Genomic DNA, 26,942 nt, shown 5'->3' on the forward strand with positions numbered 1-26,942 from the left:
ACTACACGAACATCCTTGGCCAAGAGCGGGGCCCGATGCCCGATCACTCCCCTACGTTTGACTCGCCCAATCTCGTGTCGTCGCGTCACATGAATAGAGCCGTTGTTGCCTTCCTCCTCCAGATATATCGGAAGGGGAATCGACCAGAGGAGCGCAGAGGTCACATGGCTGACCGCACACCTGGGAGTGACTGCCGTATGCAGCCGGGCAAGTAGGGCAACGTTCAGGCGAGCGCTTCGGTTAAGACGGATACCCCGGCTAGGTGTGACGAGGCCCGCTGATTGCAGCCTCCCGCGTGGGACTCCGGCGGCGTAGGCATCGCTGACCAGGAAGCCTTCGGGGTCGATCGCGGGCGGCAGGGGCATCGGTTTGCGCATTGGACCATGCTTGCGCGAAACGGTCGGCGGCGTTGCGTTATCCACAGATTTGGCCTCTGGAGGGCGCAGGGACTGTTCCTCCACAGAAGTGCTCCCTACGTTGCGAGGCCCACTCTGCCCACAAAACGAGCCCCAAACCCTGCAGAACAGGCCCCACAACGAAAGGAGCCCACCCACTGCGAGGCCCACTCTGCCCACTAAATGAGGTCCGAACCCTGCAGAACGGGCCCCACAACGAGGGGGCCCACCCACTGCGAGGCCCACTCTGCCCACTAAACGGGCCCCAAACCCTGCAGAGCGGGCCTCGCAACATAGGGTTGATCCATGGAAGCCACCGAGGTTGTTCTTGTTGCCGATGTTGGGAAGAGCCGTTGCCGCGTGGAGTTGCGCAGCGGCTCTGAATTGCTGGGAGCTGCCGACCAGCACGGCTTCGCCGGCGTGCACGTGGACAACGGGCCCACCCTGGCCTTCGAGCTCCTTCTCGAAACGCTCAGCATGTTGCCGCCCGGCCTGCCCGTCGGTGCCGTGACCAGCGTGGGTGCCGCGGTGGCCGGGGTCGAAGCATCTGCGGAGAAGTCGCAGGAACTCGCCACCATGTTGTCCAGGAGATTCAGTGTCCCGGCCGCGGTCCTCTCGGATGCCACCGCCGCCCAGCTCGGCGCACTCCAGGGCGCCCCGGGGACCACGCTCATTGTGGGTACCGGTGCCGTGGCCTTCCGTTTCGATGAAGCCGGCGTCCTGCACCGGGCCGACGGTTGGGGACCCTATCTGGGGGACCGAGGCAGTGGACGGTGGATCGGACAGCAAGGACTTCAGGCCGTTCTTGAAGCGCACGACGGCGGCCCGGCCACCTCGTTGTCGGCCGCAGCGGCCGCTCTGGTTGAGTCGCCGGCGATGCTCCCGGGGTGGCTCGCCGCCCATGAGAACCCCTACCGCGCCATGGCCCGTTTCGCGCCGCTGGTTCTGCACGCAGCGGAGGCGGGCGACGCCGTCGCGCGTGACATCATCGGCGAGGCGTGCCGCATCCTGACCCGCACCGTGAAGCTGGCCAACGGCGAGGCGGCCGGTTCGTCCCGCGTGGCGCTCCTGGGCGGAGTGGTGGGATCGGACTTCTTCGCGTCGCTCTTGCGGAAGTCCCTCGCTTCGGCTGGGATTGAGGTGGTTGCACCGCTCGGCGATGGCTTGGACGGTGCTGCCCTCGCTGCGACGCGCCGCGGGCTCATCCAGGAAAGGTACATCCACCGTGACGGAACAAACTGGCCCGACTAACGCCGACAAACTAGCGGGCCTGCGCACGGAACTCGCCGGGTTGGCGACCGAGGCCACGGCAGAAGGCCTGGAAAACCTGGACATCCTGGGCACCGAGGAACTGGTCGCCGCGATGCTTGCCCACAGTGCAGGAGTACACGCTGCCGTTGAGGCTGCCAGTCCCGCAATTGTCCAAACGGTCGACGCCGTTGCGGAGCGGCTCCAGCGCGGTGGCCGCCTTTTGTACGTGGGAGCCGGCACGGCTGGGCGTCTCGGTGTGCTTGACGCAAGCGAGTGCCCGCCAACGTTCGGCACCCCGCCGGGACTCGTCGTCGGACTCATCGCGGGCGGTACCAAAGCGATCCAGCACCCCGTGGAGTACGCCGAGGACAACGCAACTGCCGGGGCACGGGACCTGCACGATATCAACGTCACTGAAGCGGACGCCGTCGTGGGTATTACCGCCTCCGGCAGGACGCCGTACGTGATCGGCGCGCTGGAAGAAGCACGGAAGAGGGGCGCGTTCACGGCGTCGCTGGCGTGCAACAAGGGTTCGGCCGTAAGCCACGTCGCGGATGCAGCGATCGAAGTTGTTGTAGGTCCGGAGTTCATTGCCGGCTCTACAAGGCTGAACTCAGGGACGGCCCAGAAACTTGTCCTCAACATGATCAGTACGTTGGTGATGGTGAAACTCGGCAAGACGTACGGGAACCTCATGGTGGATCTTCGCGCCACGAATGAGAAGCTGCTGGCCCGCTCCCAGCGCACCGTCCAGCACGCTACCGGCGTCTCTGCCGAGGAAGCTGCTGCGGCTTTGGACTCCGTGGGTGGTTCGGTAAAGGCGGCCATTTTGGTGCTCCTGACCGGTATCGAGGCTGGTCAAGCCAAGGGTGCTTTGGAAGCAGCCGGTGGTTTCCTGCGACGGGCCATCGAGAACCAGAAGTAACGCGGACTTCCGCACCGTGCGCAGCGCATAAAGTTGCATGCAGGAGGCCCAATGAATACATACACAGCCGTGCCCAGCGGCGAGCAAGTTGTGCAGGAACTGCCGTGGCGGTGGAAGGTCCAAGGACGGATTTTCGTGATCGGCGGGCTTGGATTCATGTTCGATGCCTGGGATGTCACGCTCAACGGCATCCTGATTCCGCTGCTGTCCAAGCACTGGTCGCTGCAAGCTGCTGATGCGGCGTGGATCGGCACGGCCAACCTTATTGGCATGGCCGTGGGCGCGTTCGCGTGGGGCACGATTGCGGACACCATCGGCCGTAAAAAGGCGTTCACTGCCACCCTCCTGATCTTCAGCATCTTCACGGTTCTGGGTGCCTTCGCCCCGGACATCGTGTGGTTCTGCATCTTCCGTTTCATGGCCGGCTTCGGCTTGGGCGGCTGCATCCCCGTGGACTACGCGCTGGTGGGCGAGTTCACGCCCCGGAAGCAACGTGGCAAGGTGCTCACGGCCATGGATGGCTGGTGGCCTATCGGTGCTGCGCTCTGCGGCTTCGTCTCCGCCGGGCTGGTGGCGGCCTTCGGGGACTGGCGGCTCACCATGCTGATCATGGTGCTGCCCGCTTTGTTGGTCTTCTGGATCCGGCGTTCGGTTCCGGAGTCGCCGCTGTTCCTGATCCGGGCGGGCCGCCGTGCCGAGGCCGCGGCCGTGATCGATGGCTTAGTGGAGGCCACCGGCGCTTCGCCGCGCGCTTACAGCCTGCCCGAACCGCAAGCCGCTCCGCGCCTCTCCCCCGGCAGTGCGTGGGCACAGCTGCGGCGGATTTGGCAGTTCAACTGGAAGATCACCACTGCTGCATGGGCCCTGTTCTTCAGCATCCTGTTGGTCTATTACTTGTCGCTCACGTGGATGCCGCGCATTCTTATAGGTGCCGGTTTCGAGGAGTACAAGGCATTCGTCACGACGGCGAGCATGGCCGCCGTCGGACTCTTGGGCGTGGTGGTCGCGGCGCTGCTGGTGGAGCGCGTGGGCCGCAAGTGGATCCTCGCGATTACTGGTCCTTTGTCCGCGCTGACACTGGTGATCGTGGCGTTCGTGGTGGATGTGCCCTCGGCTGCGGTGTTCTGGCTGCTGGTGTTCGGGTTCGTGGTCCAGGTGGCCATCCCGGTCCTGTACGCGTACGTCTCTGAGCTTTATCCGACCGAGCTTCGAGGCTCGGGATTCGGCTGGGCTTCGACGTTCTCCCGGATCGGCGCAGGCTTTGGTCCCTTGGTGTTTGCCTCGTTCTTCTGGCCCGAGTTTGGGTTGGCTCAGTCGTTCGCGATGGCTGGTGGCCTGGTGTTGCTGTCCGTGCTGTGGATGGCGTTCTTCGCCCCGGAGACGAAGCAGCGCGAGCTCTCCTAATCCGCGGCTTCACCCGACTAATACGCAGATCAGGTGGTTCCCGGGGCTGGGAACCACCTGATCTGCGACGTACTTGGGGCGCGGGCCTATGCGGGTGGGGGCCTACGCGGGGGCGGCCTCCGCGGGTGTGGACCTACGCGGGGGCGGCCGCGAGGTCTGCGAGGGTCTGGACCAGCAGGCGACGCTCCACTACCTTGATGCGCTCGTGCAGGGATTCCTCGGAGTCCTCCGGAAGCACGGTCACCGCTTCCTGGGCAATGATGGGCCCGGTGTCCACGCCGGCGTCGGCCCAGTGGACGGTGCAGCCCGTGACTTTCACGCCATAGGCCATCGCGTCGCGGACACCGTGGGCACCCGGGAAGGACGGGAGCAGCGCGGGGTGTGTGTTGACGTATTTGCCGTCGAAAGCGCTGATGAAGTCTTCGCTGACGATCCTCATGAACCCTGAGGACACCACGACGTCGGGGGCGTAGGACAACACCTTGTCCCGCAGGGCGGTGTCCCATTCAGCACGGGTTTCGAACGAGTTGAAGTTGACCACGAACGTCTCGATGCCGGCTTCGTCAGAACGCTCCACGCCGTACGTGTCAGGGCGGTCGGCGCCCACAGCGGCGATCTCGACATCCAGTTCACCCGACTTCACGGCGTCGATGACTGCCTGAAGATTGGAACCGGTACCGGAGACGAGGACAACAATGCGCATTGCACTAGCTTATGGGCGGCTCGCGTAGGCTGGAAAACATGAATCCCGACGTCGGTCCCAAGCCGAGCCAGCAACCCCGCTCCGAGGCCGAAAAGTCAGCCCTCGGCGTGACCCAAATCCTGTTCCGCGCTTTCCTTCTGACAGCTTTGGGTGCGTTCTTCGTGTTCTCCCTGAACGTGAACTACGTCTGGTTGAGCGCCATTTTGACGCTCGCGGGTTTGGTGTTGGGGATCGTCGTGCTGGTGCGCACTCTGAAATACAAGCACCCGCGGTTGATTCTTTTCGGGACAATTTCCGGACTGGTGGTCACGGCCGTGATGTGCCTGCTGATCTTGACGTCGGTGCTTTTCTTCAACCAGGTCAGCACGTACCAGGATTGTTCCCGCGGGGCGCTGACGGAGTCCGCCAAGTCGCAGTGCCTGACGCAGCTCGAGAACTCCATGCCGGGACCGCTGCGCTAAGCAGATACCGGAGCAGCCCGGCGTAAGGGGCGCCGATCCGCTCAGGCGTGTTCGCCGTCGTACGCTGCTTCGTCGAGGTTCGCCTCGCGCTCTTTCTGGCTGCGTTCCAGCCAAGGCCCCACCGCGTAGCCAATAACGACGCCGATACCCACCTCCGCGGCCAGCCAGACTGCCGTCAACAACGGATGGGGTCCGATTTCGGTTAGCCGCCCAATACCGGCCGAACCGCGGGCGATCCATGCCAAGGCACCACCCAGGAGACCCGCAACGGCACCAATGAACGCACCCAGGAACAGAGTTGACGCGGCCGCGGTGAACCAGCGGGCCTTGATCTTGATGGAGAGCCACTCGTCAAAATGGTTCTCGCCTTCACGGAGGAACCACCAGCCGGCCAGGATTCCGGCGACAACGGGCAGCGCAAGTGCCATGGCTCCGGCGTCGAGCTGTCCTGCGGGGAGGGCGCCCAAAACGGGGACCGCGGGGAGCGGCCCCACCGCTGTGCCCAACGGACCGGCTGTGGAGCCGATGCCGAGCGAGAAGCCCGCGCCCGTGGACCAGGAAAGGGCGAAGATGACGAGGTTTGGCAGGAAGCCCAGCTGCGCGATGGTGAGGACGGCCCCGCCGAGCGCGCCGGCCTGGATGCCCTCGTAGACGGCGATGATGTCCGTCCAGTGCCAGACGATGGTCACCGCCAAAAGCAGTGCGGCCAAACTGACCGAAGCCATGGCCGCAACGAACCCGGCCTTCAATGCCGAGCCCACGTACGAGCCCGCCCAACGGGAATGTTGGCTGGTCTTCGCAAGCCAGGCGACGGCGTCGACTCCGATCAGGCGGCTCCAGGAGCCGGCCTCTCGTCGCGCGCCCACGATCATGCCCAAGCCAAACGAAACCAACGGAATGGTCATGGCGAACCACAGGTTGATGACAACCTCGGGGGTGCGGCACACGAAACCTGTTGCGGCCCCGAACGCCGCGTACACCACGAAGGCGCCGAGAAATGCCTGCCACAGTTGGTCGGTGTAGGAAGCCCGGGCCAGCCGACGACCCGCGCGCCACGCCAGCAGGAACGGGATGAGCGTAAGGCCCAGCGGAATCAGGGAGAGCAACCCCGAACCTGGCTGGGCCGCGGTACCGATGTTGACCTGCGCCAGCTCCAGAGGGACGCCATGAATCAGCAGCCAGGCTTGTCCGCCCAAGCGGGCCAGGGAGTCGACGTTGCGGTCCTGGAAACCATCGGTTGCCCAGACGCCCACCAGCGGCAACACCACCACGATGGCCGAAATGAACGCCGCCTGCGCCGCTTCCAAACCACCCTGGAGCCAAAGGGGCATCGGGAGGCCACGGTTTCCGGTCTGATCAGCGCGCAGTTTCATCGTGATCTATCGTGCCACGGCGGGCCGCTCCCACCCCGCAGGCGCCCCTGAAATACCGCGAATTCCAGCGCTTTTTCCGTGCGGCGGCCGTAAAATGGGAGGTGTTCTCCCGGGGCACGGAGCCCTCAACGACCACCTCAGCTCCGCCCCACCTGCGCAAACTTTGCAAGGCCCGGAAACAAACGAAGCCGGGAACTAGGAGCGGCCAATGGATCGGTGTCACAACTCATAACAGAAAGTCGTACTAGCAGCTGGTGCAGCCGCCAACGGATTCTCTCCATAGGCTGCACCAGCCTTCTTTTTGCCCCGCCGCACGCACCCCACCTCCCCTCTCGCTTCGCCGAGGGGCGACATCTCGGCACTTTGGGACCTTCTTACGGTCGAGATCTAACCCCTCGCGAGCCAACCCACGACGGCGGCTCGGCAGCCCAAGCGCGCACCCCACCGCCCCTCACCCCACCGCCGAGGGGCGACCTCTCGGCACTTTGAAGCCCACACATACTGCCGAGAGCTAACCCCTCGCGAGCCAACCCACGACGCCGGCTGGCTAACTCAAGCACTCACCCCACCACACCGCCGAGGGGCGACATCTCAGCACTTTGAGGCCCACATACTGCCGAGAGCTAACCCCTCGCGGGCGTCCGCTAGAGCTGCGGCCCGTAGATGAACTCCTTGGCGTGATTGACGGCCTTCTTGAAGGCGTCGTTGCGGAGTGTCACTTGCTCCCGGCTGGCGCCCCCGGTGGGTTCAAGAAAGGTCGTGGGTCCGGGCCGGAGCATCCAAATGTCACCGGCCGGCGGAAGGTAGAACACGCCGAAAGACCGGTGCTCGGGGTCCTCGGTCCAGATCGGCACCACGGCAACCGCAGCGCCGGTGTCCGGATTGATCCACTGGGCACGGGGCATCGGCTGTTCATGGACTTCGGGGTCCAGGAAAGGCGCCGTTCCCCTCCCCCAGCGTTTCTCGAACCGCTCGTAGAACGCAGGAATGATGTGGCCGTCGTACGGACGCCAGGCGCTCATGAATGACTCCTTGGTGATCTCAATTTGCGGACCGATGGTTCCCAGCGGGGCGGTCCAAAAGTCAGCGGTGACTCCTGAGCGCTCCCGGCGGGTTTGGGTGAAGTCTCATTACGGTGCACCCGGACTTTCACCGGCGTACCCTCGGTTCCGGACGAACTTCCGCCCCGGGGGCCGGGTGTGCCGGACCGCGCATGATCGTAAGCCGCCCGCTTCCTTGGGTCCGACAAAACGACGAACGCCTGCATGATGGCGTGCAGTTCCTGGAGGTCGGCCGCGGAGGTGGTGCCGCCGTCGTCGACCTTTTGGCGGGTGTCCGGGTGAAGAGTCCGAAGCAGCGTGCGGTAGGCGCGCGTGATTTCACGGGTCGTCGCGTCCGGCGACACGTGAAGAGTCGCGTAGTGGTCAGGTTTGATACTCACTGCTGGTTCCGGTTTCTGCCGCGGAGTTGGAGATGGCCCCCGGCTGAACCGGGGGCCATCGCTCGGGAGACGACATCGGGGGCCGCTTTCATGTGCGCTAAAAACGCTGTGACGTGGCGCGAAGCCTGCGCCCAACTATTCCGATGCGGCCGCTTCCGTCGTTCCCGGCCGGCGCTCCGCTGGCGGGCCACCCCCGGGTGAGCCTTCCGGCGGAGCGTACGGGTCATGCGTTGATTTCCTGCCTCTGCCCGCTGGAAGTAATTTCGATGCGCCGCGGCTTGGCCTTCTCTGCGACCGGGATCCGGAGTGTCAGGACGCCGGCGTCGTAGTTGGCTTGGATGCCGTCGGTATCGAGGGTGTCGCCGAGGATGAGCTGGCGGCTGAAGACACCCTGGGGGCGTTCGGCGGCGAGCATCTCGGTGTTCTCGCCCGCGGGCGACTTGCGCTCGGCCTTGACCGTGAGGACGTTCCGTTCAACATCCAGATCCACGGTCTCCGGATCAACCCCTGGCAAGTCGAAGGCAACAACGAATTGTCCGTCCTCCTGCCATGCATCCATCGGCATTCCGGCCGGGCGTGCTGTTGTGCCAAAAACCTGTTGGGCGAGCCTGTCGAATTCGCGGAACGGGTCAGTGCGCATCAGCATTTGGTTCTCACTCCTTAGATCTTGATGCTGATTCTGTTGTTCGTGCCAGCCTCTTGATCTGTATCGACTGGTATAGATTTTTTATAGCACTGGTGAGAGAGTGGATGCAAGTAGTTCTTCGGAAGATTTTTGGAGGTCTTTGATGGCAGCTTCGGATGGCACGACTGCCGCTGAAGAGTACGACGGCGGCCCGGCTGCTTCCGCGGCGAACGGCACGCCAGCTTCTGCCGACGATCGTGACGCACGCGGGGTCTACGCAATCTCTGTGGCGGCGGAGCTGGTCGGCACGGGGCAGCAGAACATCAGGCAGTACGAGCGCAGGGGCCTGGTCACCCCGGACAGGACCGACGGTGGCACACGGCGTTACAGCGAGGACGACCTTGTGACGCTTCGCAGGATCGGGGTTCTGTTGGATGAAGGGCTTAACCTGGCCGGCGTGAAGATGGTGCTCGAGTTGGAGGCTGAGAACCGGGGGTTGAGCGAGGACAACCGGGGGCTGGTTGACGACAACCGGGAGCTCCGGGCCGATAACCGCGGGCTGCGGAAGGATTTGAAGCGGGCGCGGGGCGGGGATTCCTAAGGTCTCCATGAATTACGCCCCCGAGACCTTAAGCTTCGAAAAACTAGAGCGCAACCCTTTCGAGGATAAATGGAAGCGGGACATCACATAATAAAAAGGACTCGTAGCACTAAGTTATTGAAACGCAATTTATGGAATCGTGCCTAAAGTGTTCAGCTCTGCAATAGTGATGCCATGACAACTCCAGAGCTTCCGGGGGACGGCTCACAGCAGCCCTACCCTCATCCCCAGCAACCCCAGTACGCGCAAGGCACCGGAGCGCCGCAATACACCCTCCCCGCACCACCGACGAATACGAAGAAGCAGCTAAACGTGGTCGGCCTTATTGCGCTCATAACAGCTGTGCTGGGCTTTATTTTTGCTTGTGTTCCAGGCGCCCTGATAGTCGGCTGGGTCCTGCTGCCTATCGCATTCATCTTGGCTATCGTGTCCCTTTTCCTGAAAGATAAAGCAAAATGGATGGGAGTCACAGCTTTGATCACTTCCGTAGTCGGCACGATTGTTGGAGTGGTCGTCTTCACTGCTGTCGTGGCGACCTCGTTTGACAACGCCTTTGGCAGCGGCGACACCAAAGTTGTAGAGCCTTCCAAGGATGGAGCCACTGACAGCGGAGCCAAAACCGACGCAGCTGCGAATGCCGGAACTCGAGAAAACCCATATCCCATTGGTTCGATCATTGAGTCAAAGGATTGGCGTGTAGTAATAAACTCGGTCACGCTGGCCGCTACGGATGCTGTGGTGGCAGCCAACCAATTCAACAAAGCACCCGTTGCCGGATCGGAGTACATCCTGGTCAACTACTCGGCAACCTATACAGGTGACGACGCCAACGGACAGATGCCCGTCTTCGTCTCCGTCGACTACGTGACAGCCGATGGGAACACAGTCGATGGCACCAAAACACTGGCCGTGGCACCCGAGTCAATCGACAACATGAGCACACTGTATAAAGGTGCCACTGCAACGGGAAATAAGGCGTTCGAGGTTCCCAGCGCGACTGCCGGACAAGGGGTCTTGGCAGTCCGAGCAGGAATGTTCGGCGACAAGGTATTCGTCGCCACCAAATAGGCATACGAAACGGCAAAACCCCCGACCGCATGAACTGCATCCGGGGGTTTTGCCGTTCATCACCTTAGAGAATCGCGGTCATACCGTTCCAGCCTTGGCCTATGACGCTCCCGATGGGCCACTTTGCGCCGCCACTGCCGGAGAAGAGCCACAATGCGCCAGACGAATCGCGAGCCATGATGTCCGCTTTTCGATCGCCGCTGAAGTCACCAGTAGCGAAGAGCGCCGTCATGCCATTCCATCCCTGGCCGTATTGAACTTGAGGCAACCAGCCGCCTGCACCGTTTCCGGGGTAGAGCCAGAGCCGACCGCCGGAATCCCGCGCCATCAGGTCAGATGCGCCGTCGGTGTTGAAGTCACCAACGCCCAGGATGTCCGTCATGGATGACCAGCCAGAACCGATCTGGACCCTGGTCAGCCAGCCGCCCTTGCCATTTCCTGGGTACAACCACAAGACGCCACTACCGTCCCGTGCGGCAACATCCAGGTTGCCGTCGCCATTGAAATCGCCTGCTGAGGTGATTGCCGTCATGCCGCTCCACCCCAAGCCAATCTGCACACGTGGCAACCAACCGGCAGAGCCGTTCCCGCCATAGAGCCACAGCACGCCGGAAGAGTCGCGGGCCAAGACGTCTGAGGATCCATCACCGTTGAAGTCACCCGGAGCAACGATGGCCGTCATGACATTCCACCCCTGACCGACTTGCCGCCTGTCGAGCCATCCGGCCGCGCCGTCGCCTGGATAGAGCCAAAGGGTGCCGGAACCGTCACGTGCCAGAACGTCAGCGTTGCGGTCTCCGTTGAAGTCGTTTTTAACTGATTGCGGATTAGCGGGCTGAATGACAGTCACGGAGGCACTGCCCTGGTTGGCTACGTATGCCGTGCCCGTGTAATCGTGGACTGCAACGGCTACCGGTTGAGCTCCAGTTCGAACTACAGTCGACGTATTGGAAGAGTCGATGACGGAAACACCTCCACGGCTCAGCGTGGCGTACGTTCTTTGTCGGGTGGAGTCCACGGCCAAGGAAGTCGGCCGGCTCGGGAGGCTAATCTGGGCGATCTTCTGCCTAGTTGCCGGATTCACCAGCACAATCGACGAACTTCCACCAGCATTCGTGGACTCGACATAGACAGTACCGGTCCAGGAATTCACAGCCACTTTCCCGAACGTTTCGTTGATCTGATAGACGAGGTTCGAGTGATTGGAGTCGTCCACTAGCCCCAGTTCGCTCTGTGGGTTACCGATGTAGCTCCCCGCGACAGTTCGATAAACCGCGTTAGTCTGACTGTTCACAGCGTGACCAACCGCATCTCCAGCACCCAGGACATATACGTCCTTGGCGTTTGTTTGCCCGTCTATGACGGTAAAGACGCCGTCTGTGGTTACGAAGACCTTGTTTCTGAACGAATCGACAACCACGCTACGCGGAAGAGACGTGTAATAAGGGATATCGACGGGCGTAGGACCGGTGCGCGGGTCAAGGACGGTTATCCCATTGCTATAGGCGACGTAAACCTTCGACGTGACCGGGTTGACGGTCACGATGCCGGGGTTGGGGCCGGTTTTGACCCTTCCTGCGACGGTGGTCCCATTCATGATAACCACGGAGCCGTTAGCACCAGCTTTGCCTGCAACGCTGACGTAGGCGGTGCTGCTACCGATCGTTGCAATACCTTGAGCGACGCCCCCGACGTCGACTGTGGTCACCTTTCGAGTACGAGCATCAATGACTGACACGCCGTTATCGGTGGCAACGTAGACGTCGCCCGTATAAGTCACGGATATGTCATGCGGCGCGTTGCCTACGGCAATATCGAACGACGTCGAGTCAGCCTTCGCTGGCGACCCCACCAACAGCGAAACGGCCATCGCACCCACAACGGCAAGAGCCGCCGTCGTCCGCTTTCGACCCAACTTTTTCAATCCGGACACAGTAGAACCAGACGCGACAGAACCCAAGGGGACCCCCAGAAAATGAGACGCGACTGCCGCGTCGATGAGCGGAGTCTACAGCTTGTGACGTGAACTACAGAATCGCCGTCATCCCGCCCCACCCCGTGCCAACACGGGAAGCCGTGGGCCACGCCGCTCCCCCGCTGCCGGCATAGAGCCACAGCTCGCCTGCGGCGTTCCGGGCCAGGATGTCGGCATTGCCGTCACCGTTGAAGTCGCCCGGGCCAACAAGGGAGTTCATGACGTTCCAGCCCTGCCCGATGACGCGCTGCTGCTGCCAGCTGCCGTATCCGTTGGCCGGGTAGAGCCAGAGCGCGCCGGAGCTGTCGCGGGCAACAAGGTCGGAGACACCGTCAGTGTTGAAGTCGCCGACGCCGGTGATCTCGGACATGCCGTTCCAGCCCGTGCCCACTTGGATGGGAGAGAGCCAGCCACCGGCTCCGTTGCCGCGGTACACCATCAGCACGCCTGAGGCGGTTCGGGCTGCGATGTCCACATGGGAGTCGCCGTTGAAGTCGCCCTCGGATTCGATGGCGGTCATACCGGACCAGCCTGTGCCGACCTGAACGCGGGAAAGCCAGCCACCTGAACCGTTGCCCGGGTAAAGCCAGAGCAGCCCGCCGGTGTCACGTGCCAGGACGTCAGCGTTGCCGTCACCGTTGAAGTCGCCGGGAGCGACCAGGGCATTCATGACGTTCCAGCCTTGGCCCACCTGAATACGAGGCAGCCAGCCACCTGAGCCGTCGCCCGGGTACAGCCACAGCACGCCCGAAGCTTCCCGGGCCAGGACATCAGCAAAGCCGTCACCGTTGAAGTCGTTCTTGACCGGCGGCTCAACGTTTGCGTCGATGATGCCCACGGATGCCCGCAAGTAGCTGACTACGTAGACCTTGTCCGTGGCGGTGTTGACCCCTGCAGCTACGGGCTCGTTGCCTGTGTACACGGTGTAATTGGTGTTGTTCTGCCCGTTGATGACGGTAGTACCGCCGCTGTAGGTGGCGGCGTAGATCTTGTTGTTAGTGGGGTTGATTACCAGTTCATGAACACGGGAGGAAGTACCGATAGTAGCGATCTCGGCGTTGGTTGAGCCGTTGAAGACCTTCACGCCGCCAGCAGTTGACGGCCCGTCCACGGCAACATAAATCCGGTTGCTGGCGGTGTTAACAGCAATGAGGCCGAGTTGGCTGGACGATGCCAGGGTTGCGTCGATAGTGTCGCTGGCTCCGTCGATGACCAGGAGTTTGGCACCCGAGTTGGCCCCTGTGCTCGCATAGACCTTATTGGTCACGGTGTTCACAGCCACGTTGAGAATGGGGCTCCCGCTCGGGGCGATGGTTCCCGTCACGAAGCCGCCTGCTCCAATGACCTTGAGGGTTCCATTGGAAATGACGTAGGCCTTGCCGGTCACAGGGTTCACCACGATGTCCTGCGCTCCGCCGGCCAACGGTACGAACGTGGTGGCCAGGGTGGCTCCGTCAATGATGGTGACACCACCTTTGACGCCTACGTAGATCTTGTTGGTGGTCTCGTTAACGGACACGATGTATGGCTGCTCGCCGACCGTAACTGAGGCTTTGACGAGCTCCGTTGCGCCGTCCACCACTGCTACTGTTCCGCCGATCAGGCTTGCATAGACGGTGTTGGTGACGGTGTTGACGTCGACGTCCCAGGGCATGTCGCCGGTATTTATGGTTCCGCTGGCAGTAACACCGTTGATGACGGAAACGCCTTCGAAGGAGGCCACGTAGGCCTTGTTCGTCACCGGGTTGACGGCGATATTTCCCGGGCGTTCGCCAACGGAAGCAAAATCAGTCACGGCATCAGCAACAGCCGGCGTAGCATTCAGGCCCAGAGGACCGGACAACAAAGCCAGCCCCAACCCGACGGCGACCATGCCCGCCGCTGCCCGGCGCCGCCGTCGTGCATTTACTTCCCCGAGCGCGCGCGAATTATCCCCAGCAGCAACCATGGCAAGACCCCCAGAACTTTCGACGCCCAGCACGTCGGATACGGGAAGTCTACTTGGACGCTGGGACAAAACAGAGAACCACCTGTTAACCAACTCTTCCTCCACAGGCCACCGGATCGAACCCGCCACGCCAACCGCCCCGACCACCGTGGAAGGCGTGAGGATCGCAATCGTCGCCGAATCATTCCTGCCATTGATGAATGGGGTAACCCACTCGATACTGCGGGTGCTGGAGCATCTGCAGGAGCGCGGGGATGAGGTGATGGTGATCGCGCCGTCGACGTCGGACACTGATGTTTCGAGCGTCGAGAAGGGTGCGTATGTGCACCGGCTTCCCTCCGTGCCGCTGGCCGGATATACGAATGTGCGGGTTGCGTTGGGTGGTGTGAATCGGGTCAAGCGAATCCTTGCCGATTTCGCCCCCGACGTCGTTCATCTCGCCTCCCCGTTCGTCCTCGGCTGGCGCGCCGTGCAGGCCGCCCACCAACTCGGCATCCCGACTGTGGCGATCTACCAAACCGAAGTTCCCAGCTACGCCGCCCGCTATGGCGTGCCGTTCCTGGAGAACTGGGCCTGGAACCGCGTGGACAACATCCACCTCCTGGCCACCCGAACCCTTGTGCCGTCCACGTTCGCGCTGAACCAGTTGCGCGGACGCGGCATCCTGCGCGTGGACATGTGGCGCCGCGGTGTGGATACCGCCCGCTTCAACCCCGCTAAACGTTCGACGGCGTGGCGCAGCTCGGTAGCGCCCGACGGTCACCGGATCATCGGCTACGTCGGCCGGCTCGCCGTGGAGAAGCAGGTTGAGGATCTTGCCGTGCTGGCTGACCTGCCCAACACGAAGCTGGTGATCGTGGGTGACGGCCCGCAGCGCGCGGCCCTCGAAGCGCAGCTCCCCAACGCGCATTTTGCCGGATTCCTCGGCGGGGATGCACTGGCGGAGGCTGTTGCGGGCTTTGACCTGTTTGTTCATCCCGGCGAGTTTGAGACCTTCTGCCAGACCATCCAGGAAGCCATGGCATCGGGCGTTCCCGTGGTGGCGACCGGCCGTGGTGGCCCCTTGGACCTCGTGGAAAATTCACGCACCGGGTGGCTGTACGAGCCCGGGAACCTCACCCAGTTGCGCGGCTACGTCCAGGACCTGACGGGCGACGAGGCCAAGCGCCGCGCGTTCGCCACGGCAGCAACCGCCTCGGTCCAGGGGCGGACGTGGCCTGTGCTCAGCGCCGACCTGGTGCGGCATTACACCGAAGTCATCGCCTCCTCCGCCCGTGAAAACGGGCCCACAGAACTCACCTCAAGCAAAGGACCCTCCTCATGAAGATTTCCGTGATCGGCTGCGGCTACCTCGGCGCAGTCCACGCAGCAACGCTCGCTTCGATGGGCCACAACGTGGTGGGCATCGACGTCGATTCCTCCAAGGTGGAGCAGCTCAACAAAGCTGCGGCACCCTTCCACGAGCCCGGTTTGGACGAGCTCCTCCAGGACGGCCGCACCACTGGCCGTCTCGTGTTCACCACGGACTTCTCCGCTGCAGCTGATGCGCAGGTGCACTTCCTCTGCGTGGGTACCCCGCAGTCCAAGACCTCTGACACCGCGGATCTCTCCTACCTCATGGGCGCCACGAAGAGCCTCCTGCCGCACTTGGCCAAGGGTGCCGCCGTCGTGGGTAAATCGACGGTGCCGGTAGGCACGGTGGAAACGCTCCGCGCGATCCTGGCCCGACGCTCGGACGTGCTGCTCGGCTGGAACCCTGAGTTCCTGCGCCAGGGCACAGCGGTGAAGGATTCGCTGGTTCCCGACCGGCTGGTTTATGGCGTCCCGGGTGGCAAGGGTGCCGCGGCCGGCGCTCCAGTAACTGCCGTGCTGGATGCGGTGTACGAGCCGCTGATAAACGCCGGCATCCCGCGGCTCGTCTGCAACTTCGCGACGGCGGAACTGATCAAGTCGGCGTCGAACGCGTTCCTGGCCACGAAGGTCAGCTTCATCAACGCGATGGCTGAGCTGTGCGACGCGTCGGGCGCTGACGTGAGCGAACTCAGCGAGGCGATGGGCCTGGATCCGCGTATCGGCAACCGCTACCTGCACGCCGGACTCGGGTTCGGCGGTGGCTGCCTGCCCAAGGACATCCGGTCGTTCCGTGCGCAGGCCCGCGAACTTTCCGTGCCGTCCGTGGATGAATGGATGGCCCTGGTTGATGCGGTGAACCTGGACCAACGATCCCGCGCCGTGGAGGTGGCCCGCGAGATGTGCCGTGGCTTCCTGTCCGGCCGCACCGTGACCATCCTCGGCGCAGCCTTCAAGCCCGACACCGACGACATCCGCGACTCCCCCGCCCTGGACGTCGCCCAGCAACTCGCCGCCGCGGGCGCTCACGTCACTGTCACCGACCCCAAAGCCATCAACAACGCCTGGATCCGCTACCCGCAAATCCGCTTCGAAGCCGACACCAAACGCGCCCTCGAAGGCGCCGAACTGGTGCTGCTGCTCACCGAATGGGACGAATACGTGGCGCTGTCGCCTTCAGTTGTGGGAGGCCTCGTACGACGCCGGATGGTGCTGGACGCTCGGAACGTTCTGGACGCTGAGGCCTGGCGGAGCGCGGGGTGGACCGTGCGCGGGTTGGGGACGGGGGCTTCGGTTGTGGCTGGTGCGGGTGGCGGGGCTGGGGTAGCTGTGGCGGGGCGTTCGGGCGGCGCCGGGCGTGCCGGTGGGAAGAAGCACGCGCGGGCGTGAGCCCTTTGTGGGCCTGAGCTCGGGCGGTGGACCTGCCGACCGTAACGTGCGCCCAGCCCAAAGTCATAGATAACTTCTCCTCCCCATGCTGATGTGCCGAATGTTATGGTCACGGGACGCGCCATCGCATCGGCGCATCTACAAGGGGGCAATAAGTGAAAAAGGGTTCTATACGCACGGCCAAAAACCGGCATCTAGCAGGCAAGTCTTTCTGGACTCAAAGCAGGAAGACACTGGGGCTGGTGGCGATCGCGTCTTTATTGGCTATGAGTACGGCCTGCGGCCAGGGAGGGACAACAAGTGCCAGTTCGGTGAACAGCACAACGGCAAAACCGTCCGCGACACCGTCTCCGACGCCCAGTAAGGTCGCTGGGACCGCTTGCACAACGGAGAAGGCGACTCAGAAATCTTCCGGTGAGACCTATGTTTGCGCGATTGACCGCGCCGGCACATTGACGTGGTTGGACTCAGCGACCGCCAAGAAACTTTCCGATGATCGAGCTGCGGAAGCGGCGGCGAAGGCTGCAGCCGAGAAAGCGGCAGCGGACAAAGCCGCTGCGGACAAAGCAGCTGCTGACAAAGCCGCAGCTGACCAGGCAGCGGCAGCTCAAGCCGCGGCCGCAAAAGCAGCAGCCGATAAGGCCGCTGCTGACAAGGCGGCTGCTGACGCCGCGGCCGCCAAGCTTGTTCCCAAGACTGTCGTCCCAGCGGCGCCGCAGGCACAGAGTAACTGCGATCCGAACTACTCGGGTTGTGTTCCCGTGGCATCCGACGTCGACTGCGCCGGAGGCAAAGGCAATGGGCCGGCGTATGTGCGGGGACCGGTGACTGTCATTGGTTCTGACATCTACGGCCTCGACAATGACGGAGATGGGATCGGCTGCGAGAAGTAGTCATCGTGTGGGTGACCGTGGCCGAGAGGCTGCGGTCACCCCCATTTTGCACGCGAGCGTGAGCCCCTTTGCTTTACTGGGGGCATGGAAGAGCCTGCAAGAAAGGACCGTACCCTCAGAGCCGAGGGTCTGGTCAACGCGCGCGATCTCGGCGGATTGGAACGCGTTGACGGAACGCTGACGCCGAGCGGAGTGTTCTTCCGCAGCGACAACGTGGACCGGATCAGCCCCGATGGATGGCAGCACTTGCACGCGGCCGGGATCCGCACCGTCGTCGATCTTCGCCAACCGGGTGAACGGCAGAAGGACACCCAGAAACGTCCAACCTGGCTCACCACCATCAACGTGGACCTCGATGGCCTTGAGAACACTGGTTTCTGGGCAGACTACTGGGACAACGGTTTGGTGGGCACCGCCATGTACTTTGCGCCCCACCTCAATGAGATGCCCGAGCGAGCGGGAGCTGCTGTCTCGGCCATAGTCAATGCACCGCCAGGCGGTGTCCTCTTTCACTGCATGGGCGGCAGGGACAGGACCGGCATCATTGCCATGATTCTGCTTTCGGCCGTGAAAGCCGGTACGGAGGAGATCGTTGACGATTACCTCGAAACGGTCCGGTTGGGCGATATCAGGGCAGCCAGCGACAACAGGAACAATGCCGAATCTCTACTGAACGAACTCTGCGAGCGCCACGGAACCACCACGGAAGGTGCCTTCCGAACGGCTTTGGCCGGCTTCGACCTTCCCGGCTTTATCGAGGCAGCTGGCCTATCCGAAAGTGACCGCGACGCACTGTTCAGCTGGCGCGGCAGCGTCCCGGCGAGTCAGTCCATGCGATTCTGAACGTCCAAGAGAAACTTGACCCCGGCGTCGGACAACCTCGCAATCATCCGCACCCAACCAGGACCTTCCCACAACTCGAATCGGCGCAGGTTCCTTGTAACGTCGTAAGCGAGATCGCTCGCCACGGCTCCAGATTCTGCCGGTCAAAGCCTGCGCGAGCTTCGGTGGCGATCTAACGTTGTCGCTGCATCGCGTCCAGAACTGACAGCAGCCTGGGTGCGCCCGGAAGGGTGTTGTCAACGATTCTCGTAGCCCGCAACCACGGCTGAGAATTCTCAAAGTAGATACGTTGACCGCCGACGTATCGCCGCATCGATGGATGTTCCGGGTCCGGGTTGCTCCCGTCCCTTATGGACATCCGCCTGGCTGTCTCGGAAAAGGGCACATCAAGGAAAATCGAGTAGTCCCAGAGTCCAACCAACTCATCGCGGTGGAGGAACATGCCCTCTACTAGTACCAAAGCGTTGTCCGGGGCCAGCTGGGGTTCGACCTCGATTCTTACGTTATTGCCGGCATCTGTGGCCGCCCTTCGAATTCTTCCGTTCCCGCCATTTCTCAAAGGTGCGAGGACATTGTGGTCGAAAGCAGTGTAATCGTAAGTATCCAGCCAGAATCCCTCTGGAGATGCTCGGCCCCGGCGGTGGCGGACATCCTGAAGGTTGAGAAAATCATCCAGGTGAATTGTCACGACGGGCCGCCCATGAATTGCGAGGGCGAGCGCTTCCACGAAGGTTGATTTACCGCTTCCATCAACCCCGTCGATAGCTATAAGTTGACGGCTCGGTCCTAGCGCAAGTACTTCCTCGGCAAAGAACTGCAGCAGTTGCGCCCGACGCGGCACTACGTTTTCTCTCGTCATCAGACAATGGTGGCACTGACGACGGGAATCACCCCAAAAGGTTCGAAGTGAACCTTGGCGCGATCAGTCCATCCGGCTCTGAACCTCCAAGAGGAACTTAACGCCGGCGTCGGACAACTTCTCATTCATCCGCACCCAACCTGGGCGTTCCCATAGCTCCAGTCGGTGCAGGTTACGTGTGACGTCGTAGTAGAGGTCGCTCGCCCACGACAGAGGAATCTCGCCACCCGTCCGGGTTCTCAAACCGCCGTGGTGAAGGGCGGCCTGGATCACTTGGTCCCGAAGATTGTAGGGCGGCTCGTCGCCAGTCAGCTCCCAATGAACGAACAGGGGCGTTGCCAAGCGTTCCGCATCGCTGCCTGGGTTCGCGAACTGGTTTGCCAGGAAAGCCCACAGGGCTTCGGGATCCCCGGCCAGTTTCCGTCCCCTGGGCGTGAGGAGCAGTTTGTCCTTGAGCTTGCGCAGAAGCTTCCACTCCTGCAACTGCTCCCTAAGACTCCGGATGGGCAACGTGCTCACCTCGACCCGTCCAGCCGAGATCCATTCGTCGTCCCAGCCAAGCTCGGTCATGGCGTGCTTGACGAAGGACGGCTTCAAGTATCCAGCAGAGGTCAACGGCAGACCGTCGTGCTGGGCTTCCTGGAGAAACCATAGGATCGGGCCCAGAACGTCCTCGTAGTCCGCAACCGTCACTTCACCTGGCCAGAGCCGCTGCGCCAAACTGCGCAACTGTCCGCTGACTGCCACCAGATCAAAAGCTTTCGGATCGAATTTCAAGACACTCTCCTGCGTCACGAATTCAAGCCACTCAACGGCTTCCCTATGCTCGGGGTGCTTGGGGTTGGAGACAACAGCAACCACGTTGGCGTAGCCAGCCACTCCGCCGGAATCCTCAATAGGTCCCCGCATCGCACCGTTAAGGCAAGCGATGGTGTTCTCTTGCAGCTCGGCCGGGCCCACAACCTCGATCTCATGTGTCCAGCTGTCGCCGAAGTCGTACTCGTAAAGGAGGTCTGATACTCCCGGCTTCTGAGGGTCAAACAACTCCAGCAGCCGCGCGGCGGCCGGGTTTTCGGCACCTTCTGGACCGTCGCCGTCGTCGACGTCCATGAAGAGGCGCTTTTTACCCGACCGGTCGTGGCCCGCTACGGCGTAAAGGTGGGAATTCCTCCACCCAAACGCGCACTGGATGGCACCGTGCAACTCGGCGAGGGTGGCACTTTCCGGTAGGACAAGCTGACGCCAGATCAGGGGCTCCGTGCCACTGATCGAAAGGCGAAGCTCGACCGCCGGAACGGTTTGGGGCGAATCCATAACGGCAATTCTGCCAGTCTCCCCCGATCCCGCGTCACTCGCCGCCGGTTCCGCTCACTACCTCTATGTAGGGGGTCGAACTCAACGAGGACAAGGACTTGCCAGTGATCACGCATTTCTACCCGGCGGCTCTTCGCATCATCACGTGCGTCGTAGCTGTTTGCTCGGCTGTGTCGGCAACCCTGCTTGGTACGGCGCCCCCTCCTGGTGGCCTCGACGTCCTGGACCCCGCAGATTTGAGGGCAATCGCCGTCGTCCTGACCATGGCGCTGGGAGTCGTGGCGCCTATAGCAGTCCTGATGGTGGACTCCCTCAAGTGCCTGCTTCTCAAAGCGGGCATCTTTGCTGCCGCGGGGTTCGGCAATGCCATGATGCTCAGTCCCTTGATAGTGGTTCCGTTCCAGGGCACCCCCACTTTGCTGGCTGTGATTTCCTCCCTCGCGCTGACCATCGCGAGCATCGTCACCTACATGGAGTCCGTGGAACGGCGGAACGCACGACGGCGGGCCAACACCTAGGCGGGCACCGTCACCACCTATTTCTTCCGCACCAACACCTAATTTCCGCGAATACGGCACCTAGTTGCCCCTTTTTGCCACCTAGTGCAGGAAAACGGGCCATAGTCTCCTGTTGTGCCTTCGAAGCGGGAGTCCCGGTGTCCGGCGGGAGCCCCACCCGCTTTGGCGTAGGAGGCACTGCGGCACGGCTCCACCCGTCTACCCCCAGGTGGAGTCGTGCCCAGCCGGGTACGTGAGTCGTCACAGGGGTAAACGAGAACGATTATTGATAATGTCGAACGTGCCTGCCGCCAAGGAAAGCCGTTCATGAAACCTGCCAACAGCTCCACCCAGACAACCCGATACCCAGGGGAACGGCCAGCCAGCCCCAACCCAAAACTCCTGCTCTCCAGCCAGCTCATCTTCAACATCGGGTTCTACTCTGTGGTGCCGTTCATCGCGCTCACCATGGCCAACGACTTCGCCATGAGCGCGGTAGCCATCGGAGTTGTCCTGGGAGCTCGGACGTTTGCCCAGCAAGGGATGTTCCTGGTGGGCGGTGCCATCTCCGATCGCTGGGGTGCCCGCTACACGATGGTCGCAGGCTGCATCGTCCGGGTGAGTGGCTATCTGCTCTTGGCTGCGGCCGACAACTTCAGCCTCTTCCTCGCGGGAGCCATCGTCACAGGCATCGGTGGTGCGTTGTTCTCACCGGCCCTCGAAAGCCTGGTGGCCGCAGCCGAGGCACGGCGGGAACCGTCCGGAAAGCACCGGCCAAGCCTGTTCGCGTCGCTGGTTATCGTCGGCGAATTCGGGGCGGTAATGGGTCCACTTCTCGGCAGCCTGCTCCTGGGTTTCGGCTTTGAAGTATCCCTCTACGTCGCCTCGGCCATCTTCGCGGTGATGGCTGTCGTCTTCTGGCGGTTCCTTCCACGCGCCGACCGTGGCGGACATCCAACAGACGCAGCAGTCCCCAAGCACCAACTTCTGGCCTGCCTGCGGGACAAGCGCTTCGTCGCGTTCGCCTGCTTCTTCAGCGTCAGCCTGCTGGCCCACAACCAGCTGTACTTCGGGCTCCCGGTGGAGCTTCGACGCAGCGGCCTCGACGCCGGCGCGCTGGGTTTCGTGTTCGCGTACGCGTCCTTGTTGACGGTCTCGTTGCAATGGCCCATCGCCAAGCTCATGCGCCGATTCGGCGAGCGCAACGCACTGACGTTGGGCCTCAGCCTGAAAGCCGCAGGATTCACCGCCGTCGCAATACTGGCCACTCAACCACCCATCGCGTCAGTCCCGGCTTTACCGGCGCTGGCTCTCGTCACCGGCCTCTGCCTGGGCAACATGTGCGCAACTCCCACGGCTATGCGGCTGGTTCTGGACTTCGCTGGCGGCCGACCCACCGGCGCCTATTACGGGCTCCTCGCCAGTTGCGGGGGCGCTATGGTGCTGATCGGCAACACCGCTATGGCGCCGCTTTACGAGTTTGCAGACCAAACCTCGACGGCGGCCGCCTCGCCGTGGCTGTTCACCGGCGTTATTGCAGTGGTTTCGGCTGTTGCGATCCGCCGGTTCCTCCCAGTGCCGGCCCGCGCAGTGGCCTAGCGGCCTACCCGCAGCCGGATGAGCCTGTACGCGATACCCATAACAAACATCAGCACGCCCAGCCCAGCGGATAGCGGCGGCAGCGTCGCGACGAGAACAACACACGCAATCGCTCCAGCGACCTGCAGGAACTTCGGGTATCGCCGGTCCTCGCTTGGCTGGGTGTAAGCGGCGATGTTCGCCACCAAGTAATAGAGCAGCACGCCGAAGGACGAGAATCCAATGGCACCGCGAAGATCGGCCACCGCGATGATCAGGCAGATCACCACGGCAAGGGTCACCTCGGCCCTGTGGGGAACCTTGTACTTCGGGTGAACTGCAGAGAGCCAGTGCGGCAGGTCGTGTTCGCGGGCCATTGCCAGGCTGGTCCGGCCGAGTCCGGCGACCAGTGCCAGCAGTGCACCCAGCGAGGCGACAGCGGCTCCGATGCGGACAACAGGTTCTGCCCACGCCAGCGTTCCTGCGCCGACGGCATCGGCCAGCGGTGTCGGCGTACCGGCAACACCCTGGGGCCCAAGAGCAGCCAGCAAGGTCACGGCAATGACGGCGTAGATGAGGATCGTGATGCCCAACGCGATCCCGATGGCCCGGGGAATGGTGCGCTGGGGCTCGCGGACTTCCTCGCCCATGGTCGCGATCCGCGCATACCCGGCGAACGCGAAGAACAAGAGTCCGGCGGATTGCAGGATCCCGTACCAGCCTTCGGCCAGCAACCCCTCCCCCAGGAAGTCGCCGAAGTCAGGACCGGACCCACCCCACACTGCGGAGACGGCAATCGCCAGGGCAACCAGAACCGCAATCACCAGTACACGGGTCAGCCCTGCGGTGCGGGTCACCCCGTGATAGTTCACCGCGGTCAAGAGTACGACGGCGGCAATCGCCACCGGGCGTTCCCAGCCTTGCGGTGCAGCGTAGGCGGCGAAGGTCATGGCCATGGCCGCAGCACTGGCGGTCTTGCCGATGATGAAGCCCCACCCCGCGAGGAAACCGGGCCAGGCTCCCAAACGTTCCCGGCCGTAAACGTAGGTCCCGCCCGACGTCGGGTACCTCGCCGCGAGTTGGGCTGAGGACGTCGCGTTGCAGAAGGCCACGAAGGCGGCCACCACCAAGCCGATGAGCAGCCCGGATCCCGCGGCAGCAGCGGCCGGGGTGAAGGCTGCGAACACCCCCGCACCGATCATGGAGCCCAGCCCAATGAGGGAGGCATCGAACGTACCGAGTCGCCGGGCCAAGGCCGGGGAGTTATTCACTGAAACCCTTCACGCTGAGGGACCGGGCTCAGGGCGTGGCGTCGGAGACCGGCGTTGGGAGAATTGCTTTCAGCTTATCCCGGCTCCTCGCGGCGGAAGTGAATTCCCGACGAGCATGAAGAGTCCGTTTCGGGACGTTGCGCCGGTCTTGCGCAGGGCGTTGGAGATGTGGTTTTCCACCGTTCTTGCACTGATGCCCAGGTGTTCGGCAATCTCCACGTTGGTGCGGTGTCCTGCCAGCACGGCGACCTCGATCTCCCGTTCTGTAAGCGGTGTGGTCCTGAAGGAGTTGAAGGAGAGTTGCTCGTTGGCTGCCGGGAACCTGACGGCGAACATGGAGGATGCCTGAGCCATGGCGTCGGCCGCGGCAGTGTCCCCTTCTATGACGTGCCGCTTGAGTGCGCCACGGAGAAGCATCCCCACTTGGTAGGTGTCGACGTCAGGTTCGTAGTGCATCAGCAGGAGACCGAGAAGTTTGTGGTCCCCTTCCACCACGGCGGTTGCGATGCCGATGAGTTGATCGTGAACCGTGACGCCGCTGTCCCGCAGGATCTTCTGCAACAGATCCAGGACCGGACGCCCCGGGTTCAGGCAAGTGCACAGCAGTGCCGTCATCAGGGCTTCCAGAACATAGCCGCTCTTCAGCTGGCGCCTGACGAGTTTCGCGGCCTTGCGGTCGAACGTGGATGGCTGTGCGCTGTTGTGGGCAACCAGCTCATAGGCGCCCTTTCCAACACCGGGTAAGGGTCCGACGTCGGGCACTTCAGTCCTCGCCTGCGCGGCAATTGAGAGGGCCGGCGGCGTGGCAGTGGTTGCGTGGCGGAGCCCTGCGAGGCGCAGCATCGCATCGTAGAGGGCGTCGACCACGAAGCCTGGCCGCCCCATGGCGAAGACACTGCTCATGAGGTATTCAGCTTCCTCAAAGTGCCCGCGATATAGGAGTCCGTGGGCGGCGACGTAGCTGCTGGTGATCACACCGAATTGGTCCAGGTTCTTGCGTGCTTCGGTCCGCCAGTCCAATGCGAAGACGAGGGATTCCTCCACGCGTCCGGAAGCAAACATCGCAAACCCTCGGATGAACGGCCGGAGGTGGGAGAAGGCGTCGTCGTGATTCTGGCCTTCGACGGCATCGTACGCTGCGGCTGGCCTGAAGCGGTAGAGCTCCAGCAGCCCTTGGACCAAAGCGCCCATCCCGGAGGGTTGCGGTTCCAGGGCACTGAGTGGCGCGGCTAGAGGAACCCGGCCGTGCGAGGCACTGAGGAAAGCGACCGCGTGGTCGGCTTCTTCGGCAAGGTGAGGATTATCGGCTGCGAACTTTTGGAGAATGTCGACGGCGGCACCTGGGCCAAGTCCTGTGTGCACCGCGAGCATCGCACGGGTAATGGTGACGAACAGGAGGTCTTTGGGATCGGCGTCGGACGTTGTTGTTTCGTCGCAGATGCGGGCCACCCGCCGGACGTCCACAGGGGCACCCCAATAGATCCGGAGCACGGACGCGGCATTGGCGGCGTTCTTGTTGGCTTCCCACCGCTCGAAGCGGATACGTTCCCTCGCGGAGCTGTGGTCGTGGAAGTGGCGGGCGGTGACGGCGTCGCCGTCGCCCCTTTCTGCCCGCAAGGTAGCCAGGACCCGAGCGAGGCAGTCTGCCGTTGTCCGGTTCTCGTGCTCTGCGCCCGGCACGGCTTCCAGTACGCCGGCGATCTTTCGGCGCAGGAGTTTCCGGTCCCTGAGGTTCTTGTTGCCGCTGAAATAGTCAGCAATGACGGGTGGGCTGATGGCGGCGATGGAGCCGTTGTGGTGGTCGTCCATGACGGAGAGGAAGCCCCTGCGTTCGAGGCCTTCCAGAGCCTCGGGTTGGATGACTTTTTGAAGGACGTCCACGCGGGCGGTGCCGAGGATTGCCATGGTGTGCAGGGCTGTGAACTCGTCCGCGCTGAGCTCCGCCAGGAGCGACTCGAGTGTGCCCCGCAGGTGCTCGTTCCAGAGGGTGTTGCTGGTCATCCCCCACTGCTTGTCCTTCATGACCAGCAAGTTGCTCAGGGACGCGGTCTCGGCGATCCGCACGATGAGGCGCGGGTTGCCGGCGGACTTGGTGAGTATCCGGGCTGTGGTGTCCGCATCTGCCGGGGCACCGAGGACGTGTGCGATCAGCATATGAACCTGCTCGTAGTGGAGCGGGTCCAGTTGCAGGTGTGCCTCGCGGCCGTTGTTGAGGATGGCCAGCTGCCCTTTGGAAAAGGCCCAGGTTTCGGGCGCCGTGGCAACCATAGGGCAAGTGGATCGGCGTCGAACCGCCTCCAGGACCGCGAGTGATTCGCTGTCGACCAAGTGGAGATCGTCGACGACGAGAAGGTGCTTCCCATTGGTGGCCAGCTGGCTGGTCAAGACGTCCGCGATGTCGAAGACGCCGCTGCGGCCAGGCCTCAAATCCAGCCCGAGTCCTTTGATGGCCGCGTACGGGATGGTGCGGTGCGTGCGCAGTCCGGTGATGAAGTGAACGGCTACGCCGGTCTTTTCCAGATTGCTCATGACACTGCGGACTACGGACGTCTTACCGCTGCCCGGAGCGCCGACGACCCTCACGCCGATCCCGCGTGCGACGTAGTCGAGGATTCGCTGAACCTCAGAATCGAACACTCGACCCAACCTTCTGTTTCTGTGGATGCCCGACATGCGGCTCACTTCGCAGGCTAGATCGAGAAAACGGGACTAGGTGGCAAAACGGCCTTGCACAGGCCGATTTGGGACCGTCTAGGTGGTGATTCGGGCAAATCTAGG

The 26,942-nt window shown here is 62.7% G+C and carries 23 protein-coding genes; 12 read left to right on the forward strand and 11 right to left on the reverse strand.

Translation table 11 applies throughout. The features are described from left to right. The first annotated feature begins 701 nt into the window (after positions 1–701). From AC6JA3_RS15495 to AC6JA3_RS15505, 3 genes are read left to right on the forward strand one after another with little or no spacing between them, the layout of a single operon-like run. Complete coding sequence (locus AC6JA3_RS15495; protein WP_497920249.1) at positions 702–1,646, forward strand: N-acetylglucosamine kinase; 945 nt, start codon at positions 702–704, stop codon at positions 1,644–1,646. Continuing rightward, positions 1,621–2,571 carry an N-acetylmuramic acid 6-phosphate etherase gene (gene murQ / locus AC6JA3_RS15500; protein ID WP_497920250.1) on the forward strand — a complete coding sequence of 317 codons (951 nt, stop codon included), beginning with the start codon at positions 1,621–1,623 and terminating at the stop codon, positions 2,569–2,571. The genes AC6JA3_RS15495 and murQ overlap by 26 nt, the downstream gene beginning before the upstream one ends. A gap of 51 nt (positions 2,572–2,622) precedes the next feature. Continuing rightward, positions 2,623–3,975, forward strand: a complete 1,353-nt coding sequence (locus tag AC6JA3_RS15505; protein WP_026542904.1) for an MFS transporter — start codon at positions 2,623–2,625, stop codon at positions 3,973–3,975. 133 nt (positions 3,976–4,108) lie between these two features. On the opposite strand, the gene purN is transcribed toward AC6JA3_RS15505, so the two are convergent. Continuing rightward, positions 4,109–4,678 carry a phosphoribosylglycinamide formyltransferase gene (purN, locus tag AC6JA3_RS15510; protein WP_497920251.1) on the reverse strand — a complete coding sequence of 190 codons (570 nt, stop codon included), beginning with the start codon at positions 4,676–4,678 and terminating at the stop codon, positions 4,109–4,111. 11 nt (positions 4,679–4,689) lie between these two features. On the opposite strand from purN, the gene AC6JA3_RS15515 reads away from it, so the two are divergent. Further along, positions 4,690–5,139 carry a CD20-like domain-containing protein gene (locus AC6JA3_RS15515; protein ID WP_026542906.1) on the forward strand — a complete coding sequence of 150 codons (450 nt, stop codon included), beginning with the start codon at positions 4,690–4,692 and terminating at the stop codon, positions 5,137–5,139. Positions 5,140–5,180: 41 nt separating this feature from the next. Here the strand turns inward: AC6JA3_RS15515 and AC6JA3_RS15520 are convergent, their stop codons facing one another. The 4 genes from AC6JA3_RS15520 to AC6JA3_RS15535 form a co-directional block, all read right to left on the reverse strand. Continuing rightward, a complete protein-coding gene (locus AC6JA3_RS15520; RefSeq protein WP_497920252.1) occupies positions 5,181–6,512 on the reverse strand; it encodes a cell division protein PerM in 1,332 nt (443 codons plus the stop codon). Between the two features lie 644 nt (positions 6,513–7,156). Further along, a complete protein-coding gene (locus AC6JA3_RS15525) occupies positions 7,157–7,534 on the reverse strand; it encodes a hypothetical protein (protein WP_026542908.1) in 378 nt (125 codons plus the stop codon). Then, entirely contained in the window at positions 7,531–7,953 is a 423-nt protein-coding gene (locus AC6JA3_RS15530; protein WP_497920253.1) for a J domain-containing protein, read from the reverse strand. The genes AC6JA3_RS15525 and AC6JA3_RS15530 overlap by 4 nt, the downstream gene beginning before the upstream one ends. A 223-nt stretch (positions 7,954–8,176) precedes the next feature. Then, positions 8,177–8,599: an Hsp20/alpha crystallin family protein gene (locus AC6JA3_RS15535; protein ID WP_026542910.1), complete on the reverse strand. Its 423-nt coding sequence runs from the start codon at positions 8,597–8,599 to the stop codon at positions 8,177–8,179. 142 nt (positions 8,600–8,741) lie between these two features. Here AC6JA3_RS15535 and AC6JA3_RS15540 point away from each other — a divergent pair, with 142 nt between their 5' ends. Together AC6JA3_RS15540 and AC6JA3_RS15545 are read left to right on the forward strand one after the other, a co-directional pair. Next, a complete protein-coding gene (locus AC6JA3_RS15540) occupies positions 8,742–9,179 on the forward strand; it encodes a MerR family transcriptional regulator (protein WP_497920254.1) in 438 nt (145 codons plus the stop codon). 174 nt (positions 9,180–9,353) lie between these two features. Beyond that, positions 9,354–10,247 (forward strand): hypothetical protein, encoded by an 894-nt coding sequence (locus tag AC6JA3_RS15545; protein WP_238324983.1) that lies wholly within the window; start codon positions 9,354–9,356, stop codon positions 10,245–10,247. Between the two features lie 64 nt (positions 10,248–10,311). Here AC6JA3_RS15545 and AC6JA3_RS15550 read toward each other — a convergent pair whose 3' ends face one another. Both AC6JA3_RS15550 and AC6JA3_RS15555 read right to left on the reverse strand, forming a co-directional pair. Then, entirely contained in the window at positions 10,312–12,180 is a 1,869-nt protein-coding gene (locus AC6JA3_RS15550; RefSeq protein WP_497920255.1) for an FG-GAP-like repeat-containing protein, read from the reverse strand. Positions 12,181–12,274: 94 nt separating this feature from the next. Next, positions 12,275–14,170 carry an FG-GAP-like repeat-containing protein gene (locus tag AC6JA3_RS15555; protein ID WP_497920256.1) on the reverse strand — a complete coding sequence of 632 codons (1,896 nt, stop codon included), beginning with the start codon at positions 14,168–14,170 and terminating at the stop codon, positions 12,275–12,277. A 157-nt stretch (positions 14,171–14,327) separates the two neighbouring features. Here AC6JA3_RS15555 and AC6JA3_RS15560 point away from each other — a divergent pair, with 157 nt between their 5' ends. The 4 genes from AC6JA3_RS15560 (at position 14,328) to AC6JA3_RS15575 (ending at position 18,645) form a co-directional block, all read left to right on the forward strand. Continuing rightward, positions 14,328–15,494, forward strand: coding sequence for a glycosyltransferase family 4 protein (locus AC6JA3_RS15560; RefSeq protein WP_497920257.1), 1,167 nt, complete (start codon positions 14,328–14,330; stop codon positions 15,492–15,494). Continuing rightward, positions 15,491–16,909, forward strand: coding sequence for a UDP-glucose dehydrogenase family protein (locus AC6JA3_RS15565; protein ID WP_497920258.1), 1,419 nt, complete (start codon positions 15,491–15,493; stop codon positions 16,907–16,909). Before AC6JA3_RS15560 ends, AC6JA3_RS15565 begins: the two co-directional genes overlap by 4 nt. Before the next feature lie 461 nt (positions 16,910–17,370). Then, entirely contained in the window at positions 17,371–17,802 is a 432-nt protein-coding gene (locus AC6JA3_RS15570; RefSeq protein ID WP_346347060.1) for a hypothetical protein, read from the forward strand. A gap of 84 nt (positions 17,803–17,886) precedes the next feature. Continuing rightward, positions 17,887–18,645: a tyrosine-protein phosphatase gene (locus AC6JA3_RS15575; protein WP_497920259.1), complete on the forward strand. Its 759-nt coding sequence runs from the start codon at positions 17,887–17,889 to the stop codon at positions 18,643–18,645. Between the two features lie 172 nt (positions 18,646–18,817). Here AC6JA3_RS15575 and AC6JA3_RS15580 read toward each other — a convergent pair whose 3' ends face one another. Continuing rightward, positions 18,818–19,504: a nucleoside/nucleotide kinase family protein gene (locus AC6JA3_RS15580; RefSeq protein ID WP_497920260.1), complete on the reverse strand. Its 687-nt coding sequence runs from the start codon at positions 19,502–19,504 to the stop codon at positions 18,818–18,820. Between the two features lie 63 nt (positions 19,505–19,567). Beyond that, positions 19,568–20,818, reverse strand: coding sequence for a plasmid pRiA4b ORF-3 family protein (locus AC6JA3_RS15585; protein WP_497920261.1), 1,251 nt, complete (start codon positions 20,816–20,818; stop codon positions 19,568–19,570). 104 nt (positions 20,819–20,922) lie between these two features. Here AC6JA3_RS15585 and AC6JA3_RS15590 point away from each other — a divergent pair, with 104 nt between their 5' ends. After that, on the forward strand, positions 20,923–21,336 hold the full coding sequence (locus AC6JA3_RS15590) for a hypothetical protein (RefSeq protein ID WP_026547553.1): 414 nt from the start codon (positions 20,923–20,925) through the stop codon (positions 21,334–21,336). Positions 21,337–21,642: 306 nt separating this feature from the next. Further along, on the forward strand, positions 21,643–22,914 hold the full coding sequence (locus AC6JA3_RS15595) for an MFS transporter (RefSeq protein WP_497920262.1): 1,272 nt from the start codon (positions 21,643–21,645) through the stop codon (positions 22,912–22,914). On the opposite strand, the gene AC6JA3_RS15600 is transcribed toward AC6JA3_RS15595, so the two are convergent. Both AC6JA3_RS15600 and AC6JA3_RS15605 read right to left on the reverse strand, forming a co-directional pair. After that, positions 22,911–24,164, reverse strand: coding sequence for an APC family permease (locus AC6JA3_RS15600; RefSeq protein ID WP_497920263.1), 1,254 nt, complete (start codon positions 24,162–24,164; stop codon positions 22,911–22,913). The genes AC6JA3_RS15595 and AC6JA3_RS15600 overlap by 4 nt on opposite strands. Before the next feature lie 69 nt (positions 24,165–24,233). Next, on the reverse strand, positions 24,234–26,801 hold the full coding sequence (locus AC6JA3_RS15605; protein WP_497920264.1) for a helix-turn-helix transcriptional regulator: 2,568 nt from the start codon (positions 26,799–26,801) through the stop codon (positions 24,234–24,236). Positions 26,802–26,942 lie beyond the last annotated feature (141 nt).

Source organism: Arthrobacter sp. TmtSoilC79, assembly GCF_059739405.1.

Coding starts and splice junctions, on each gene's coding strand:
- AC6JA3_RS15495 (WP_497920249.1), top strand. CDS start 702: ATGGAAGCCACCGAGGTTGTTCTTGTTGCCGATGTTGGGAAGAGCCGT.
- AC6JA3_RS15505 (WP_026542904.1), top strand. CDS start 2,623: ATGAATACATACACAGCCGTGCCCAGCGGCGAGCAAGTTGTGCAGGAA.
- purN (WP_497920251.1), bottom strand. CDS start 4,678: ATGCGCATTGTTGTCCTCGTCTCCGGTACCGGTTCCAATCTTCAGGCA.
- AC6JA3_RS15515 (WP_026542906.1), top strand. CDS start 4,690: ATGGGCGGCTCGCGTAGGCTGGAAAACATGAATCCCGACGTCGGTCCC.
- AC6JA3_RS15520 (WP_497920252.1), bottom strand. CDS start 6,512: ATGAAACTGCGCGCTGATCAGACCGGAAACCGTGGCCTCCCGATGCCC.
- AC6JA3_RS15525 (WP_026542908.1), bottom strand. CDS start 7,534: ATGAGCGCCTGGCGTCCGTACGACGGCCACATCATTCCTGCGTTCTAC.
- AC6JA3_RS15535 (WP_026542910.1), bottom strand. CDS start 8,599: ATGCTGATGCGCACTGACCCGTTCCGCGAATTCGACAGGCTCGCCCAA.
- AC6JA3_RS15540 (WP_497920254.1), top strand. CDS start 8,742: ATGGCAGCTTCGGATGGCACGACTGCCGCTGAAGAGTACGACGGCGGC.
- AC6JA3_RS15545 (WP_238324983.1), top strand. CDS start 9,354: ATGACAACTCCAGAGCTTCCGGGGGACGGCTCACAGCAGCCCTACCCT.
- AC6JA3_RS15555 (WP_497920256.1), bottom strand. CDS start 14,170: ATGGTTGCTGCTGGGGATAATTCGCGCGCGCTCGGGGAAGTAAATGCA.
- AC6JA3_RS15565 (WP_497920258.1), top strand. CDS start 15,491: ATGAAGATTTCCGTGATCGGCTGCGGCTACCTCGGCGCAGTCCACGCA.
- AC6JA3_RS15575 (WP_497920259.1), top strand. CDS start 17,887: ATGGAAGAGCCTGCAAGAAAGGACCGTACCCTCAGAGCCGAGGGTCTG.
- AC6JA3_RS15580 (WP_497920260.1), bottom strand. CDS start 19,504: ATGACGAGAGAAAACGTAGTGCCGCGTCGGGCGCAACTGCTGCAGTTC.
- AC6JA3_RS15585 (WP_497920261.1), bottom strand. CDS start 20,818: ATGGATTCGCCCCAAACCGTTCCGGCGGTCGAGCTTCGCCTTTCGATC.
- AC6JA3_RS15595 (WP_497920262.1), top strand. CDS start 21,643: ATGAAACCTGCCAACAGCTCCACCCAGACAACCCGATACCCAGGGGAA.